The following is a 15,817-nucleotide window of genomic DNA, read 5'->3' as shown; positions in this document are numbered from 1 at the left end:
TTAATTCACAGGTATGCTCTAAAGGATTCTGAGGAAATCCTTTAGAGCTTAACGTTATGATTACCATTTACCGTAAGGGTATTTTTTTCCCTTGATAAAGGCAGGCGTGTCTCCATAGTATTTATATCCATTTGGATGTTTGGTTATCCCTTTACAGATATCCAGTTTATCCCCCGATAAAGTTTTCAGGACTGACGGCGTGATGCGATAGTTAGGCTCCGCATTGATCCCCTGCAGCCAGACAGCTACCTTTCCCTCGGGAGCCAGACCAATCTGTACTCTGTTGTAATATGCCGTTCTCCCCCAATAGTCTTTCTGCTCAGCCGGCCTGATCATTTTATCCAGTACGGGTTTAGGTATAGTCAGAGTGGTCTGGTACACCTTTTTATCGATAATCGAGTCCCAGCAGAAAATAATATGCCTTGGCGGATGCTCAACGTGATTCCAGTAGCCACCAGAAGCACGATCATTGTCATTCCACTGTCCGATAACCCCTGGCAGAGCAGATGTACGGTTCAGGGTATTAAATTCATAAACTTTATCATCGGCGTCCTGAACTACTGCGTACGTCACCAATGCCGGTAGTGCTTTTGGGGTGAAAAAATCAAAGGTCCATTCTGTCGGCTCATCGTTCTGAGGAGCACCAGTTGTGTGTGCTTCTCCCTGACAACCAGTCAATGCGAGAATGGTAAAAAGCCCTGCCATGCCTTTTATTTCCATATTTTATTTCCTTCCATATCGTAAACCGTACGCTGCCAGCGCTCGTCTGGCCGGTTAGTAAAGGTCACAAGCTTTGCCGGTCTGACTGCACCACTGATCATTCCCTGATTATTCCTCACCACACCGTTCCAGTTGGCTGAACAGTGAATATATTTTTCGGCCAGCATCAGGATTTCGGAAGTTGTAAAGCCCTGTACAGATTGACTATTCCGGACTGCACGTCCCATGACAATTGCTTTTTCACTCAATGCGTTCATTTCTGCCCCCAGCGCGAAATCAGGATTAGTCTCATCGACAGGCTCAAACACCACACCGGCATCCTGTGCCGCATCAAGCATCACCCGTAGCACCACCTTCGACCAGTCGTTACGTGTTAGCCTGTCAATAACCAGCGCCGCACCACTGCGCTTTTGTAGTATTCCGTAGCGATCGGCTGGCATTCTGTCGTCATGCCAGACATCTGCACTTACCTTCACTGCATTCAGCAGCGGCGCTATCGCTGGATAGCCATCCATCGTTTTAAGCTGCGCGCAGGTCTGCTGATAAATCCGCGTTTCTGTATCGGGATTAGAGAGTGGTACGGTTTCAAACTCCGGCCGGGTAAGGAAACAGGCTTCGCGTTCCTCCGGGTTGTAACCTCCGCCAATGTCTGAGTGCGCACCCGGCAGAGCCAGCTCCGGCCATGCCGGTTTGAGGCTGTTTAGCGCAAAGTTAAACCGGCATTCGTGTTGCGCGGTGATATGAAATACCTTTTCCGCCACGCCCGGACGCAGCACCAGGTTAACCTCACCCGTATCTGCACTGTGCGGGTTTAGGCCATTGACTGGCGTTCCGATGGCAGCTACGGTATCAAATATTCCCAGAAATCGGGTTTTACCGCCGGGCGTGCCAGAGAACTCAACATCACCCAGCCCGATCTTAATTGCCGAGACAATGGTGCTGTCCTGGCTGAATATCCGGTTGGCAAAATGCCGCGCCGCTGCGGCTCCACGGCTGAAGCCAAAAATATCAAACTGCAGCTCTTTGATGACACAGGTTCGCGCAGCGGCGTGTCTGTTGAAATACCCTTGAATAGCGGCAGCCAGTATGGCAACAGCTTTATCTGTTTTTCTCACTACACCGGTATCGCCCCGGCCGGTACCCATCCCGTAAGTGCTGTCGCCCGTGCCGTCCTCCGTACCGATACCTTCGATATAAATGGCATACTGACCGGTTCCCGTATCGGGCCTCACATCCGGGCTATACAGCGTATTAAGCCAGTATATGTTGCTGTAATATCCCAGATAGCTTCCAGCTGCAGTACCGCTGACTCCACGATTCAGTCTCAGGCACTGCTCTAATCCAGACGTAGCCTCCGCATCATTCATCCCAAAATGTTCACCGGAACAAGCGGCCTGCCGGTCGCCGCTGTTATTCGCATTGTTGCCCGTCCCATCGAAAAACACACCGATGGTGAGCGTGATTTCCCGTTTCTTCTTCGCTGCCTGTGCACGCTGTTCAGGCTCAGACTGCTGTGCTTTTCTCTCCGCAGCTTCAGCCCGTTCGGCCGCACGGCCGGCATTGCTGTCGATCTCGTAAGTGTGTGTGCTGACAGAGGGAATAAACCGGGCACGACAGGGACAGGAGCTGTAACTGTGAAGTGAACCCGCCCACTCCTTCAGGACACCGTTCACCTCATAGGTGTCCCCCATACCGCCACAGACGCGAAAGCGTCCTTCATGCTTACCGCATGTCACCGGATCGCCCGTCCGTACTTGCTGACGCTCAATGCCGCCGATGATGTAGGTGTCATCAGATGCACCGCTTAGAATCCGTCCGCCGCAAGTGGTTTTATCCAGGTGATACAAAAAAAATCCTTCAGTCATAATCCCTCATGAACTTTGTGGCTATAAAGTAAGCGCATCATACCTCATTCATGACTTAACCCAAATATCAGGCTCCTGTCTGCCACTAAAGCATGCTCAGGCAGCAATCTTATCCGCCGTTTGCCGTGCACCAGAATCCTGAGCTGGAGGACGTACAGGATTCTCTGATGCACTTAATGATCGACCTTTTGCTCTGTTACCTTCCCAGCCTGTATCTCCGTTAAATTCCCTGATTTGACACTGGCAGCACTTCAGCCATTTCTTGTGCGACAACCCGGTCATCCGGTTGATAATCAGGTTATTGGTGGTAGTCATCATCACATCGCTATCTGGCTCTTTGCTTACGGCCCTTTTTAAGCGATCCGCATCATTAAAAAAGGTACAATAAACACTTCTGCGTCGGCGACGGGTTCCCGGCGCAAGGTGTTCGTTAACCTCAGGTCTTTTCATGTCAGCTAAAATCTTAACTTCAACGCTCATTGGCCTGGATGCCTTCCGACAGGATCCGCTGACTGCCCTGCAGCAGGCGGAAAAGGGCACGCTGGCGGTGTTAGATAATTATGCGCCGGTGATGTACGCCATCACGCCGGCGCGTCTGGCTGAACTGCTGGCGCTGGAAGCCGCCGCCCGTCAGCCGAATGATGTCGCACTGGATGACAGCCTCTATGACGATGCGCCCGCCGCAATCCACACGCCAGCAGGTAAATTTGTCATGTATCCGGGCTGGCAGCCGGATGCCGACTTTACGCGTCAGGCCGCCATCTGGGGCGTGGCGCTGAGTGAACCGGTGACGCCCGGCGAGCTGGCGGCCTTTGTGGCCTACTGGCAGGCGGAAGGCCGGATGTTCCATCATGTGCAGTGGCAACAGAAGCTGGCGCGCAGCATTCAGATGAACCGCGCCGCAAACGGCGGGCAACCGAAGCGTGATATCACGCAGTTGCCTGATCCAGACCGTACCATTCCCGATGGTTTCCGAGGTGAATGATGAAAACGCCAGATGATCTCTTTAACCGTCTGAAAAGAATGATGCCTGCGGGCACCCGTCCTAAATTTGCCAATGGCGAAGAGCTGCTGGCGTGGAATCAGGAGCAGGGTCGTCTGCGGTCAGAGGCCATTGTGCGTGAGAACCGCGCAATGAAGATGCAGCGCGTGATGGGCCGTTCCGGCATTCGCGAGCTGCACATGAACTGCTCGTTTGATAATTACCGGGTCGAGAACGAGGGACAGCGCAAAGCGCTGGAGCTGGCACGTCAGTACGCCGCTGAGTTTGATGGCAGCATCGCCAGTTTTGTCTTTTCCGGGCGTCCTGGCACCGGTAAAAACCACCTGGCCGCTGCGATTGGTAATGACCTGATCCTGCGCGGTAAAAGCGTGCTGATCGTGACGGTCGCCGATCTGATGTCGAGCATGAAGGGCACCTTCAGTGGCAGCAGCGGCATTACCGAAGAGCGACTGATTCAGGATCTCAGCAGTGTTGATCTGCTGGTGATTGATGAGATCGGTATGCAGAGCGAGTCACGCTACGAAAAAGTGATTATCAACCAGATTGTCGATCGCCGTTCTTCATCGAAACGCCCGACCGGCATGTTATCCAACCTCGACCATGCAGGCATGAATGCGCTGCTGGGCGAGCGCGTCATGGACCGTATGCGCCTGGGCAACAGCCTGTGGGTGCGTTTCGACTGGGAAAGCTATCGCAGTCGGGTGCGCGGCGACGAGTATTAAACAAAGGCTACGCCGGGTCATTGCGCTAATGAGGCCGCCGGTACAGCAGAAAACCCGGCGTTAATCCGGCGATCTGATCGCTGTCACGATCTCAGCCACATCCGATCGGGTTGTGTGAAACAGCCCGCAAAAGTGTGGCATGAAGAATACGCCGGGGCTGATACACTCAATTCTAACTCCTCTGTTGGGTGAATCCGTGATGAAAACGAACGGCAAAGGCCCCGCACTATTGCGACTCAATAACCAGAAACGGGTGATGGCTCAGCTGCGTAAGCTGCGCGTGACGTCCCGTCAGGATCTTGCGGAGGCGCTGACCCTCAGCAAAAACACGGTCTCATTAATCATTGATGACCTGCTGGAGCAGGGTCTGATAGAGGAACTGGGGCCGGTCAGCGCCGCAGCAGCCGGACGGCCTAAAATCGGGATCACCCTGCGGCCGGAAAAGCTTAAGAGCGCAGGCGTCATGGTGGAACGCAACGTAATCCACTGGCGCGTCTGCGACTACTTTTCACAGGTGCTGGCAGAAGCGACGCTGCGCACCGATACCAGTCACCCGACTCGCCTGCTGGCTGAACTGGCTATGCTGTGCCGGGAACTCACAGAACGTTATCCCGACCTGCTCGGTATTGGCCTTGGCTTCCCCGGCATCGTCGATCCCCGGCGCGGCTGGATGCATATTTCATTGCCGCTGGAATGGCAGGATGTTGACCTGCTGACCACGTTGCGCAAGCACGTCCGTCTGCCCATCCTCATTATGAATAATGTTAAAGCTGCTGCGCTACTGGCTGTCGAGCAAAGTGGATTATCGCCGGAGAGCGGTCATTTTTATCTGCGTATTTCCGAGGGGATTGGCGGCGCTCTGGTACAACAGGGGCAGGTATTTACCGGACATAGCTGGACGGCGGGCGAAGCAGGACATCTGGTTGTCCAGCCTGAAGGGCCACGCTGCAGCTGCGGCCGCCGGGGGTGTCTGGAAGCGCTGGTCAGCAAGCCCACGGTGAATCAGCAGCTGGCGCAGCGTCAGCCGGGCCTGAGCTGGCAGAACCGCGACAGCGCTCCGCGCGTGGTGGATGAGGTGATGACGCAGGCGGGTGGCTATCTTGGCGCGGCGCTGAGTCAGATTATGCTGCTGCTCAATCCCGCCACCATCATCATTGATTGTCCGTGGAACGTCAGTGAGCGCTTCTGCAAGGCGGTGCGCGATACAGCACACGGCAACGCGCTGGCCTTTACCGCCGCGCACACTCAGCTGCACTTCCCGGAAACCCGGATTGACCCGGCTAACGGGCTGGCGCTGGCGGTGCTGGAACAGAGTGAGCAGCGGGTGGGGTGAGCGTGCCCCCACAGACTGCCCTCTTCTTTATGATCGCGTCTCACTGACCGGTGCATCTGTCCGTTCGCCCACCTCACGCGGGTCAACATTAAACTTCTCCAGCACACGCGCGTGAATTTTCTCCAGCGGCATCCCAGCCGTTTCCGGCAGATAGCGGAAAGTGAAGAAGTACATAGCCAGTGAAAAAAGCGCAAACAGTAACAGCGGGAAGCCACCGTGGAAAATCTCAAGCAGAAAAGCATTACTGTTCAGAATCGGGAATGTGGTGCTGATGACAAAATTGGCCATCGACATGGCGCAAATGGAGATGCCGACACAGATTGAGCGGATTTCTGTCGGAAACAGCTCGCCCAATACGGTCCAGACAATCTGTCCCCAGGTCATGCCAAAGAAAACCATATAGGCAAACAGTCCCACCACCGCCAGCAAGCCGGGCAAACGGTAATAGAAAGCAATAAAGGTATAGGCAAGGAAAACGGCAGAGGTAATCGCCCCCAGCAGTAACAGCTTACGGCGCCCGACTTTATCAATCAGCGCCATACCCATCAGCACACCCGCAAACTGACATACGGAAAGCCAGAAGGTCTGGAGCAGCGCCGAATCCGTGCTGCCGGACACATTTTTCAACAACGTTGGCCCGAAATACTGAATCACATTGATGCCGCTAATCTGATTGCCGACGGCCAGTCCGACACCAATGATGAGCAACGGCACCGTGGTTTTGTTCAGGCGGAATCGGGATTTATGGCGAGTCGCCGCCTCATCAGAGAAAGAGTGTTTAATTTCATTGAAAACGGTGCGGGCATGGACCGGGTCAGAGATTTTGCTCAGCGTATCCAGTGCTTCTTTGTCTTTGCCTTTCAGAACGTTCCAGCGCGGTGATTCCGGTATAAAAGCAATGAAAAAGATAAACAGCGCACAGGGCACCAGCGCGGTTGCCAGGATATAGCGCCAGCCTGTATCGACCATCATCTCTGGCAGCATCGATTTATTAATATAGTAGTTGGTGAGCAGAACCACTGATTGCCCACCGACGCAGCACACCGCATAGAGCGCGCTGGTGCGACCGCGATACTTCGACGGTGAAAGCTCCGCCAGATAGATTGGCGAGATCACCGAGGCCAGCCCAATGGCTAATCCGCCAAGAATACGAAAGGCGACAAAGGTGAAGAAGTTATGGGCGATGGCAGTCCCCACCACCGAGGCAGTAAACAATAGCGCCGTGATAGCGAGCGATTTTTTGCGGCCAAATTTATCGCTCAGCTTTGGCGCAATAAAGCAGCCAACCAGACTGCCAAGCAGGATATTAGACACTGCCCAGCCGGTTTCTGCCGGGGTCAGCTGGAAATAGTCACTAAGCGGCTCAATAGCGCCAGAGATAATCGACGAGTCATAGCCCATCAGCAGGCCACCAAAAGCGGCGACGGTGCAACAGAGCAGGACATATTTCATGTTGTAACGTTTTTGCCGGGTTTCCATTTTTACAGGCTCCTTTTCTCTACTGCCTGAACCGCATCGGTTCAGTAACAGGAGGCGTGACAGGTCAGAGGTTCAGGAATTTCAGCGAGCAGACACCCGTGAAATATATTTTCTAAATGGGGAAATTTGGATTAATTCTTTCGAAAGTGTGAGGCAGGTTGGAAAAAATTATAAACTTGCTGAGTGATAATCCTTAATAAAGATCATATTAATCAATGAGGTAAAAGATAACCCGGGCGATGAGGTTTTTCCATCAAGGGTAAATACCTGATGACAGAAGAAATATCGTCTGAAGCGGTCCGTCTGGGACTGATAAAATATCCCGCCAGCCCTCTGCCTTAAATGCTGATTTTTAAGCTCTAAATCTAATGAGGTTGGGCCGTTCCGGCTGGCAGATTAAGCCTGCGAAGATGGCCTCTGAACTGACAGCGAGGCATCAGGATGAAATATAATTTTCATCCTGCCCATTACATGAAAATCCGGGCGTTCTTTACTCCGGTCTGTCGTTAAAGCAGGTTTTCCCCAAAGTGCTGCCGATATTCTTTCGGCGTGGTGTCGTAGCTTTTGCGGAAGACTGAGTAGAAGTATTGCAACGAAGGATAGCCGCACATCTGCGAGATCTCGTTGATGTTGAGCGACGAGGAAGCCAGCAGTTCGCGGGCTTTTTCCAGCTTTTCGCGATGGATCATTGCATGAAGGGTGTCGCCGGTCTCATCCCTGAAGCGTTTTTCAAGATTAGAGCGTGACAGCCCGACCGCATCCAGCACCTGCTCCACTTTAATCCCCTTACAGGCGTTGAAACGGATGTAGTGCATCGCCTGAATCACTGCCGGATCGCGCAGAGAACGGAAGTCAGTCGAGCGCCGGGCGATGACTTTTACGGGCGGCACCAGAATGCGCTGTAGTGGCAGGGGCTGCTTATCCAGCAGCCGATGCAGCAGTTTGGCCGCCTGATAGCCCATCTGTCGTGAGCCCTGTGCCACGGACGAGAGCGCCACGCGTGACAGATAGCGGGTCAGCTCCTCATTATCAATCCCGATCACCGTAAGCTTCTCCGGCACCGGTATTTTCAGATGTTCGCACGCCTGAAGCAGGTGTCGCGCCCGTGAATCCGTGACGGCGATAATGCCGGTTTGCGGCGGCAGCGTCTGCAGCCAGTCGGCGAGACGGTTCTGGGCGTGCTGCCAGTTTTCCGGCGCGGTTTCCATGCCCTGATAGACTACGCCCTGATAACGCTCGCGCCCCACCAGCTGACGGAAAGCCTGTTCCCGCTCCTGTGCCCAGCGCTTGCCACTGGAGGCCGGTAAACCATAAAAGGCAAAGCGGTTAATGCCCTTCTCTTTCAGATGCAGAAAGGCTTTCTCCACCAGTGCGGCGTTATCCGTGGCGATGTAATGCACGGGTGGATAATCCTCCTGCCGATGGTAAGAACCGCCAACGCCGACAATCGGCACAGAGACATTCGACAGCAGGCTTTCGATGGAGCGATCGTCATAATCGGCGATCACGCCATCGCCCAGCCACTCACGGATATTGTCGATGCGACAGCGGAAATCTTCTTCAATGAAGATATCCCAGTCAGTCTGCGACGCCTGCAGATACTCTCCGACGCCCTCAACAACCTGGCGGTCATACACTTTATTGGCGTTAAACAGCAGTGTAATGCGATAGCGTTTATCATGCATGGTGGCGCGTTCCCTTAAATCCTCAGCGCATTGCATAACACGGCTGAAAGGGGCAAAAAAATTGTTTGCGCCACAATGTGATCGCCCGCGCGATTACACCCGACGCCGCGTTGCGGTATCCATCCACACCGCCAGCAGCAGAATCGCGCCTTTAACGATGTACTGCCAGAAAGTCGGCACATCCATCATGCTCATGCCGTTATCCAGCGAGGCCATGATAAAGGCACCCATTACCGCGCCCGCCACCGACCCCACACCACCCGCCAGGCTGGTGCCGCCGATCACGCAGGCGGCAATCGCGTCGAGTTCTGCGATGTTACCCGCCGATGGCGAACCGGCGCCCAGCCTTGAACTCAGGATCAGCCCGGCAATCGCCACCATCACACCGTTGATGGCAAACACCGCCAGTTTGGTGCGCGCCACGTTAATGCCTGACAGCCGCGCAGCATCAATGTTGCCCCCGATGGCGTAGATACGACGGCCAAATGCGGTGCGGGTGGCCATGAACATGCCCGCCAGCAACAGTACGGCCAGCAGTAACACCGGCGTCGGTACGCCGCGATAGTCGTTGAGCAACCAGATAGCACCGAGCACTAAGATGGCGGTGATCGCCTGACGCCCTACGGTGCTGCTGGCTGGGCCCTGCGGCAGTCCGAGCTGCTGACGACGCAGACGCAGACGCCACTGCCACAGCATAAACAGCGCCAGACCGGCAACGCCAAAGCCGAAACCGACGCCGCCCGGCAGATAACTCTGTCCAATCTGCGACATGCCCGGCGTGATGGGCGCAACCGTAGTGCCGTCGGTAATTCCGACCAGAATGCCGCGGAACGCCAGCATTCCCGCCAGCGTGACGATAAACGACGGCACTTTACGGTAGGCCACCCACCAGCCATTCCAGGTACCGAGCAATAGCCCCATCACCAGCGTCACCACGATGGTCAGGGGCAACGGCCAGCCGAGCCAGACGTCGAATATCGCCGCCGCGCCGCCCAGTAACCCCATCATGGAGCCGACTGACAGGTCGATCTCCGCCGAGATAATCACAAACACCATGCCCACCGCCAGGATGCCGGTAATGGCGGTCTGACGCAGCAGGTTAGAAACGTTACGCGCGCTGAGCCACGCGCCGTCGGTGGTCCAGGTAAAGAACAGCGCAATCAGCACAATCGCGCCCAGCATCACCAGAACCTGCAGATTAGGCAGTGTGAACCTGCCCGGTGAGGGTTTGCCCGGCGTGCCGGAGAGGCGGCTTTGGGTACGTTCACTTTTAAGCATAATGTTCACTCCGCAGGGCAGCTTCCATCACCTGCTCCTGAGTCAGGTTATCGTTAATCAAGTCGGCTTTGATCTGCCCTTCATGCATCACCAGCACCCGATCGCTCAGGCCCAGCACTTCCGGCAGCTCAGAGGAAATCACAATCACCGCGATACCCTGCTGAACCAGCGCATTGATCAGCAGGTAGATCTCCTGACGTGCGCCCACATCAATGCCGCGCGTCGGTTCATCGAGGATCAGGATTTTTGGATTGAGCAGCAGACATTTCGCCAGAATTGCTTTCTGCTGGTTGCCGCCGCTTAAACGGCCAATCGGCAGTTCTGATGAGGAGGTTTTCACCCGCAGGCGGGTGATCGCGTCGTTGATCGCCTGCTGCTCCTGCGCTTCATCCAGCGTTGAGAGTCGGTGGCTGAACTGGTCCAGCGCCGCCAGGGTGATATTTTTGCCCACCGCCATCAGCGGCACGATGCCATCCTTTTTGCGATCTTCGGGCACCATCGCGATACCGTGCGCAATGGCAGCGCGGCAATCGGTGATGCTGACCTGCTGGCCATTGATCCAGATATCACCCTGCCAGCGTCCTGGCCAGACGCCAAACAGACACTGCACCGTTTCGGTCCTGCCTGCGCCCACCAGCCCGGCGATACCCAGAATCTCACCGCGTCTGAGCGTGAACGAGACATTGTTAACGCGGCGGATGTGGCGGTTAACCGGATGCCAGGCGGTGAGGTTATCGACTTTCAGTATCACATCGCCAACCTGATGCGGCGCGTGAGGATAGAGCGCGGTCAGCTCGCGTCCGACCATCATGGTGATGATGTCATCTTCGCTCAGACCCGCCGCCGGACGGGTCGCGATATGCTGGCCGTCACGGATCACGCAGATGGTGTCAGAGATCGCCTTTACCTCATTCAGCTTGTGGGAGATGTAGATGCAGGCGATGCCGTGTTCACGCAGATTACGGATGATACCCAGCAGCACATCCGTCTCCTGCTCCGTCAGCGATGAGGTCGGCTCATCCAGAATCAATAGCCGGACCTGTTTGTTGAGGGCGCGGGCGATCTCTACCAGCTGCTGCTGGCCCAGGCCTAACTCACCGACCCGGGTCGCGGGAGAGACGTTCAGCCCGACCCGCGCCAGCAGCTGCTGGCAGCGCAGGGTCATGGTTTCATCATCCACCATGCCGAAACGGCTCAGTTCAGCACCAAGGAAGATGTTCTCCATCACGGTGAGTTGCCGCACCAGCGCCAGCTCCTGATGAATAATCACAATGCCTTTACGTTCGGTGTCGCGAATGGTCTGCGCCTGAATCTCGTCGCCAGAGAAGTGAATCTTCCCTTCAAAATCACCGTGCGGATAGAGTCCGCACAGGATTTTCATCAGCGTCGATTTGCCCGATCCATTCTCACCGCACAGCGACATCACTTCACCTGCCTCAAGTTGCAGGCTGACATCATTCAGCGCTTTCACAGCACCGAAACGCTTGGTGATGTTTTTCATTTCCAGCAGCATCGACTGTTCTCCCTCACGCTATGCGCGGTCAGAGTTCGCTCTGTTTGTGGAAACCGTCTTTCACCACGGTGCTTTCGATATTGTCTTTGTTGACCGGAATCGGCTTCAGCAGTCGCGACGGTACATCTTTCAGGCCATTATTCAGCTTGCTGTTGCTGGCGGGCATTTTGCCCTCGCCCAGCTCGACCGCAATTTTCGCCGCTTCAGTGGCCAGCTCGGTGATCGGTTTGTACACCGTCATGGTCTGGGTGCCCGCTTTGATACGCTTAATCGCGGCCAGATCGGCATCCTGTCCGGAGATGGCCACTTTTCCGGCCAGCCCCTGCGCACTCAGGGCCTGAATCGCACCGCCTGCAGTGGCATCGTTAGAGGCCACCACCGCATCAATATGGTTGCCGTTGGCAGTCAGGGCATTTTCCATAATTTTCAGGGCGTTTTCCGGCAGCCAGGCATCGACCCATTGATCGCCGACAATTTTAATGCTGCCGTTATCGATATAAGGTTTTAACACTTTCATCTGTCCGGCGCGGAACAGGCGGGCGTTATTATCCACCGGCGATCCGCCCATTAGAAAATAGTTGCCCTTAGGCACCTGTTTCACAATGCTTTCGGCCTGCAACTCGCCCACTTTTTCATTATCGAACGAAATATAAAAATCGATATCGGCGTTATTTATCATTCGGTCATAGGCCAGTACTTTAATGCCTTCACGTTTCGCTTCAGCGACAACATTACTCAACACCTGACCGTTGTAGGGAATAATCACCAGCACATCGACACCGCGATTGATCATATTTTCAATCTGCGACATCTGTGTTTCCTCGTTGCCGTTCGCCGACTGAACAAACACCTTAGCGCCCAGCGTCTCCGCCTGTTTAACGAAAATATCGCGGTCTTTCTGCCAGCGCTCGAGGCGCAAATCGTCAATTGCCATGCCGATCTTCACTTCTTTTGCCACGCTGGTCTGGCTGAAGAGCGCCAGCGCCGCGCAGGCGGCAAACAGTGCATATTTCATCTTCATTGTGATCATCCTGTAGGTGGAGGCTATTGTTATCGCAGGCCGATAAACCAGGCGGATGAATTGTTGCCCTTATTTTCCGGTCACAGCAATTACTGATTTTTATCCGGCTATTACGTTTTTTGGTTTATTTCATTTTTTATGAGCGCGATCGAGGTTTCATCTTTTTCGGACAAAAGAGTGACAATGATAAAAAGGCAGGTGAATAACAATATTTTGCGAGCCAGCGCACAAATAACAATTATCTGACACCCGTAATGAAATATCGTAATTGAGCTGAGATTACAGCCCATATTGAATATTGCTTCAACGCAGACCATCCGGGTACTGATGCTAAGGAGCAAACCATGCACGCTTATTTCGATCAGATCGATCGGGTTCGTTATGAAGGCACCCAGTCGACGCATCCTCTCGCTTTCCGCCACTACAATCCCGATGAGGTCATCCTCGGCAAGACCATGGCCGGGCATCTGCGCTTTGCTGCCTGTTACTGGCACACCTTCTGCTGGAATGGCGCGGATATGTTTGGTGTCGGTGCCTTTGATCGTCCGTGGCAGAAAAACGGGGATGCGCTGCAGCAGGCAAAAATGAAAGCGGATGTCGCCTTTGAGTTTTTCCACAAGCTGAATGTGCCGTGGTACTGCTTCCATGACGTTGATGTCTCACCGGAAGGCGATTCGCTGCGCAGCTATAAAGAAAACTTAGCCGCCATGACCGATAAACTGCTGGAGAAACAGCAGGAAACCGGCGTGAAACTGCTTTGGGGCACAGCCAACTGCTTCACCCATCCACGCTACGGTGCGGGTGCAGCCACCAATCCCGATCCTGAAGTTTTTGCCTGGGCAGCGACGCAGGTCTGTAGCGCAATGCAGGCGACCAAAACCCTGGGCGGCGAAAACTATGTGTTGTGGGGCGGACGCGAAGGCTATGAAACACTGTTGAATACCGATCTGCGCCAGGAGCGCGAGCAGATTGGCCGCTTTATGCAGATGGTGGTTGAGCACAAACACAAAACTGGCTTCCAGGGAACACTGCTGATCGAACCCAAACCGCAGGAGCCGACCAAACATCAGTATGACTATGATGTCGCCACGGTTTATGGCTTCCTGAAACAGTTCGGGCTGGAGAAAGAGATTAAGGTTAACGTCGAGGCGAACCATGCCACGCTGGCTGGCCACTCGTTCCATCATGAAATCGCGACCGCCATTGCGCTGGGCATTTTTGGTTCCGTGGACGCCAACCGCGGCGATCCGCAGTGCGGCTGGGATACCGATCAGTTCCCGGTCAGCGTGGAAGAAAACGCGCTGGTGATGTACGAAATTCTTAAGGCGGGCGGCTTTACCACTGGCGGCTTAAACTTTGATGCCAAAGTGCGTCGTCAGAGCACCGATAAATATGATCTCTTCTACGGTCATATTGGCGCGATGGACACCATGGCGCTGGCGCTGAAGGTGGCGGCTCGCATGATCAGTGACGGTGAACTCGATAAGCGTGTGGCGCAGCGCTACAGCGGCTGGAATGGTGAGTTCGGCCAGCAAATTTTGAAAGGTGAGTTTTCACTCGAGGCACTGGCGGCGCATGCTCAGCAGCAGCAGCTTAATCCGAAGCATCAGAGCGGACGTCAGGAGCAGCTGGAAAATCTGGTGAATCACTACCTGTTTGATTTCTAACCCTTCAGGAGCAGCGCATGTTTATCGGGATCGATTTAGGCACCTCTGGCGTCAAAGTGGTGCTGATGGATGCACAGGGCAACGTGGTGGCGACAGAAACATCGCCGCTGCAGGTTTCGCGTCCGCAGCCCTTATGGAGCGAGCAGGATCCTGAAAGCTGGTGGCAGGCGCTGGATTCAGCCATGCAGGCCCTGAGCGCGCAGCAGGACCTGCATAGGGTTCAGGCTATCGGGCTGAGTGGACAGATGCATGGTGCAACGCTGCTCGACAGCGCTGACCAGATTTTACGTCCGGCCATGCTCTGGAATGACGGGCGCAGCGAGGCGCAGTGCCGCGAGCTGGAGCAGACGGTGCCGGATTCGCGTTTGATTACCGGCAACCTGATGATGCCCGGCTTCACGGCTCCCAAGCTGCTGTGGGTGCAGCAGCATGAACCGGCCATCTTCAGTCGGGTTGCTCATGTGCTGCTGCCCAAGGATTATCTGCGCTGGCGATTGAGTGGCGACTTCGCCACCGATATGTCCGATGCCGCAGGGACGATGTGGCTGGATGTAGCGCAGCGTGACTGGAGCGATGTGATGCTGCAAGCCTGCGATCTCAGCCGCGATCAGATGCCGCAACTCTATGAAGGCAATGCCCTGACCGGCACATTACATGCCGATCTGGCGACGCGCTGGAAGATGAACGCGGTGCCGCTGGCCGCTGGCGGAGGTGACAATGCCGCGGGCGCTGTTGGGGTCGGCATGACCGAACCGGGCCAGGGTATGCTGTCGCTGGGCACCTCGGGCGTCTATTTCGTGGTGAGCGATGGCTATCTCAGCAATCCGGAACGTGCGGTTCACAGCTTCTGTCATGCGTTACCGCAGCGCTGGCATCTGATGTCGGTGATGCTCAGTGCGGCTTCCTGTCTCGACTGGGCAGCCACGCTGACCGGATGTAAAGATGTTCCTGAGCTGCTGGCTGAAGCGGAGCGCGCGCGCGATGACGTGCCCGCGCTGTGGTTTCTGCCCTATCTTTCCGGAGAACGCACGCCGCATAACAATCCCAGTGCCCGGGGCGCTTTCTTTGGCTTTACCCACCAGCATGGTCGTCCCGAGCTGGCACGAGCGGTGCTGGAAGGCGTAGGGTTTGCGCTGGCGGAGGGCATGGACGCGCTGCACGACTGTGGCGTGCAGCCAGAGAGCATTATGCTGATCGGCGGTGGCGCACGCAGTGCACTGTGGCGTCAGATGCTGGCAGACATCAGTGGCCAGACGCTGGATTACTGCCACGGCGGTGAAGTGGGTCCGGCGCTGGGGGCCGCCAGGCTGGCACAGCAGGCGCTGGATGCAGAGGTCACCGTGCCGACCCCGGTTCTGGTGCAGCGACACCAGCCGGATCCGGTCAGGCTGGCGCATTACCAGTCGCGTCGGGCGACCTTTGCGACTCTGTATCAGCAGCTTCAGCCATTGATGAAGTAACAACGAGGGCGTTCTGAATTTAAAGCGCCTGTTAATCAATCCCTGGTGTTAAAAGCCAGGGGGTTGATTAA

13 protein-coding genes are annotated in these 15,817 nt (G+C 55.2%); 5 read left to right on the top strand and 8 right to left on the bottom strand.

Features of this window, described 5'->3' with window-relative positions; all coding sequences use genetic code 11:
* Positions 1 to 60: 60 nt before the first annotated feature.
* The 3 genes from NIM72_RS12335 to NIM72_RS12325 form a co-directional block, all read right to left on the bottom strand.
* On the bottom strand, positions 61 to 720 hold the full coding sequence (locus tag NIM72_RS12335; protein ID WP_222924803.1) for a DUF2931 family protein: 660 nt from the start codon (positions 718 to 720) through the stop codon (positions 61 to 63).
* The gene (locus NIM72_RS12330; RefSeq protein ID WP_253420575.1) at positions 711 to 2,585 is read right to left on the bottom strand and encodes a phospholipase effector Tle1 domain-containing protein; all 1,875 of its coding nucleotides are present in this window, start codon (positions 2,583 to 2,585) and stop codon (positions 711 to 713) included. The genes NIM72_RS12335 and NIM72_RS12330 overlap by 10 nt, the downstream gene beginning before the upstream one ends.
* A 96-nt stretch (positions 2,586 to 2,681) precedes the next feature.
* Positions 2,682 to 3,065 carry a hypothetical protein gene (locus NIM72_RS12325; RefSeq protein WP_253420573.1) on the bottom strand — a complete coding sequence of 128 codons (384 nt, stop codon included), beginning with the start codon at positions 3,063 to 3,065 and terminating at the stop codon, positions 2,682 to 2,684.
* Here NIM72_RS12325 and dnaT point away from each other — a divergent pair.
* From dnaT to NIM72_RS12310, 3 genes are all read left to right on the top strand, one after another.
* A complete protein-coding gene (gene dnaT, locus NIM72_RS12320) occupies positions 3,034 to 3,570 on the top strand; it encodes a primosomal protein DnaT (protein WP_135907382.1) in 537 nt (178 codons plus the stop codon). The genes NIM72_RS12325 and dnaT overlap by 32 nt on opposite strands.
* Positions 3,570 to 4,310, top strand: coding sequence for a DNA replication protein DnaC (gene dnaC / locus NIM72_RS12315; protein WP_033734618.1), 741 nt, complete (start codon positions 3,570 to 3,572; stop codon positions 4,308 to 4,310). The genes dnaT and dnaC overlap by 1 nt, the downstream gene beginning before the upstream one ends.
* Before the next feature lie 199 nt (positions 4,311 to 4,509).
* The gene (locus NIM72_RS12310; RefSeq protein ID WP_161733277.1) at positions 4,510 to 5,643 is read left to right on the top strand and encodes an ROK family transcriptional regulator; all 1,134 of its coding nucleotides are present in this window, start codon (positions 4,510 to 4,512) and stop codon (positions 5,641 to 5,643) included.
* A 27-nt stretch (positions 5,644 to 5,670) separates the two neighbouring features.
* On the opposite strand, the gene NIM72_RS12305 is transcribed toward NIM72_RS12310, so the two are convergent.
* The 5 genes from NIM72_RS12305 to xylF form a co-directional block, all read right to left on the bottom strand.
* Positions 5,671 to 7,122, bottom strand: coding sequence for a sugar porter family MFS transporter (locus NIM72_RS12305; protein WP_253420571.1), 1,452 nt, complete (start codon positions 7,120 to 7,122; stop codon positions 5,671 to 5,673).
* Positions 7,123 to 7,628: 506 nt separating this feature from the next.
* Positions 7,629 to 8,807, bottom strand: coding sequence for a D-xylose utilization transcriptional activator XylR (gene xylR / locus NIM72_RS12300; RefSeq protein ID WP_161733279.1), 1,179 nt, complete (start codon positions 8,805 to 8,807; stop codon positions 7,629 to 7,631).
* 93 nt (positions 8,808 to 8,900) lie between these two features.
* A complete protein-coding gene (xylH, locus tag NIM72_RS12295) occupies positions 8,901 to 10,085 on the bottom strand; it encodes a xylose ABC transporter permease XylH (protein WP_222924807.1) in 1,185 nt (394 codons plus the stop codon).
* Positions 10,078 to 11,598, bottom strand: coding sequence for a xylose ABC transporter ATP-binding protein (locus NIM72_RS12290; protein WP_161733283.1), 1,521 nt, complete (start codon positions 11,596 to 11,598; stop codon positions 10,078 to 10,080). Before NIM72_RS12290 ends, xylH begins: the two co-directional genes overlap by 8 nt.
* A 28-nt stretch (positions 11,599 to 11,626) precedes the next feature.
* Positions 11,627 to 12,619, bottom strand: coding sequence for a D-xylose ABC transporter substrate-binding protein (gene xylF, locus NIM72_RS12285; protein ID WP_161733285.1), 993 nt, complete (start codon positions 12,617 to 12,619; stop codon positions 11,627 to 11,629).
* 344 nt (positions 12,620 to 12,963) lie between these two features.
* On the opposite strand from xylF, the gene xylA reads away from it, so the two are divergent.
* Both xylA and xylB read left to right on the top strand, forming a co-directional pair.
* On the top strand, positions 12,964 to 14,286 hold the full coding sequence (gene xylA, locus NIM72_RS12280) for a xylose isomerase (protein WP_161733287.1): 1,323 nt from the start codon (positions 12,964 to 12,966) through the stop codon (positions 14,284 to 14,286).
* Positions 14,287 to 14,303: 17 nt separating this feature from the next.
* Positions 14,304 to 15,746, top strand: coding sequence for a xylulokinase (gene xylB / locus NIM72_RS12275; RefSeq protein WP_253420568.1), 1,443 nt, complete (start codon positions 14,304 to 14,306; stop codon positions 15,744 to 15,746).
* Positions 15,747 to 15,817 lie beyond the last annotated feature (71 nt).

Origin of the sequence: Pantoea sp. B550 (assembly GCF_024158165.1) — a bacterium.
Classification (GTDB): domain Bacteria; phylum Pseudomonadota; class Gammaproteobacteria; order Enterobacterales; family Enterobacteriaceae; genus Pantoea; species Pantoea alfalfae.
The sequence above is the reverse complement of the archived record's forward strand: the minus strand, read 5'-3'. Positions and strand labels throughout refer to the sequence as shown.

What these genes read in the sequence shown, in the direction of transcription:
- NIM72_RS12335 (WP_222924803.1), bottom strand. Translation starts at nt 720, where the DNA reads ATGGAAATAAAAGGCATGGCAGGGCTTTTTACCATTCTCGCATTGACT.
- NIM72_RS12330 (WP_253420575.1), bottom strand. Translation starts at nt 2,585, where the DNA reads ATGACTGAAGGATTTTTTTTGTATCACCTGGATAAAACCACTTGCGGC.
- dnaT (WP_135907382.1), top strand. Translation starts at nt 3,034, where the DNA reads ATGTCAGCTAAAATCTTAACTTCAACGCTCATTGGCCTGGATGCCTTC.
- NIM72_RS12325 (WP_253420573.1), bottom strand. Translation starts at nt 3,065, where the DNA reads ATGAGCGTTGAAGTTAAGATTTTAGCTGACATGAAAAGACCTGAGGTT.
- dnaC (WP_033734618.1), top strand. Translation starts at nt 3,570, where the DNA reads ATGAAAACGCCAGATGATCTCTTTAACCGTCTGAAAAGAATGATGCCT.
- NIM72_RS12310 (WP_161733277.1), top strand. Translation starts at nt 4,510, where the DNA reads ATGAAAACGAACGGCAAAGGCCCCGCACTATTGCGACTCAATAACCAG.
- NIM72_RS12305 (WP_253420571.1), bottom strand. Translation starts at nt 7,122, where the DNA reads ATGGAAACCCGGCAAAAACGTTACAACATGAAATATGTCCTGCTCTGT.
- xylR (WP_161733279.1), bottom strand. Translation starts at nt 8,807, where the DNA reads ATGCATGATAAACGCTATCGCATTACACTGCTGTTTAACGCCAATAAA.
- xylH (WP_222924807.1), bottom strand. Translation starts at nt 10,085, where the DNA reads ATGCTTAAAAGTGAACGTACCCAAAGCCGCCTCTCCGGCACGCCGGGC.
- NIM72_RS12290 (WP_161733283.1), bottom strand. Translation starts at nt 11,598, where the DNA reads ATGCTGCTGGAAATGAAAAACATCACCAAGCGTTTCGGTGCTGTGAAA.
- xylF (WP_161733285.1), bottom strand. Translation starts at nt 12,619, where the DNA reads ATGAAGATGAAATATGCACTGTTTGCCGCCTGCGCGGCGCTGGCGCTC.
- xylA (WP_161733287.1), top strand. Translation starts at nt 12,964, where the DNA reads ATGCACGCTTATTTCGATCAGATCGATCGGGTTCGTTATGAAGGCACC.
- xylB (WP_253420568.1), top strand. Translation starts at nt 14,304, where the DNA reads ATGTTTATCGGGATCGATTTAGGCACCTCTGGCGTCAAAGTGGTGCTG.